Source organism: Oleiphilus sp. HI0061, assembly GCF_001635675.1.
Map to the genome: position 1 here is coordinate 1 of NZ_LWFE01000054.1, position 964 is coordinate 964.

At 39.5% G+C, this 964-nt stretch carries 1 protein-coding gene; it reads left to right on the plus strand.

Annotated features, from left to right (window positions below; genetic code table 11):
• Nucleotides 1–71: 71 nt before the first annotated feature.
• Complete coding sequence (locus tag A3735_RS00770; RefSeq protein ID WP_082880458.1) at nucleotides 72–794, plus strand: transporter substrate-binding domain-containing protein; 723 nt, start codon at nucleotides 72–74, stop codon at nucleotides 792–794.
• Nucleotides 795–964: the final 170 nt, after the last annotated feature.

The following is a 964-nucleotide window of genomic DNA, read 5'->3' on the forward strand; positions in this document are numbered from 1 at the left end:
TTTAATATAAGACACTAGTTCTATCGTTATAAAGGCTTATTTCGAGCATACTCAAATATTATCTTATATTATTGCTTTGCATTTTTAGTAGTCTAGTTCACGCAAAATCACCAGACGCACAAACTATAGCGATAGCAGCGCCTCATATCACTAGCCTAATTGAGGAAGACCAGTCTGGCATCTATCAAGGCATTCTGAACGAAGCTATTTCAGATATGCCTTTCAAAATCATTCAATCATATACGCCTTATAAACGAGCCCTGGTATCATTTGAGCAAGGCCATACAGACTGCATTTATTCTTTCACGCAAGTGATGCAAGAAAAGCTAGGAAATGAGAATATCATTGCAAGCTTTCCACTAGGTGCCTTCGCTTATTATATGTTTAGCCCTCTCGACCAAAGCCCTTTAACTAGCTCCAGTCAACTTAAAGGACTTAATGTGGGTGCCGTACATGTGCACGAGAACTATTATAAACATAGACTTAGCGAAAAAATAAAACTAGACAAAGTATACAAAGACGCCCAGAACTTGAAAAAGCTCAAAGTAAAGCGTATTGATGTCATGATCGCAGCGCTTCCGGACTTGCAACCTTTCGTAGATCAATTGAGTTACTCTGCCAAGCACCCTCTTGTAGAAAGCTATGACCGTATTACGTGTCATAACAAAGCGCTCACACAAAGCTTCCTTGATGAGCTTTCACCAAGACTCAAAAGAATGAAGGACTCAGGCCGCTATAAAGAAATTTCCGGCGAGTTATTTTTTGACTTCGATAGTGAGTATAAACAACAATAGCCGGCTACCGTACAGATCGAAACAATACATGAAGCGACAATGGCTATTGCACGACTCAAGTATTTTACCTTATTAGGTTTTTTACTATTTTTCAGTAAGTTAGCAGCAGCGGAAGAGTCTATTGATTGTTTCTTAAATACAGCGGCGAGTATGCCCGCTGAAACAACGCT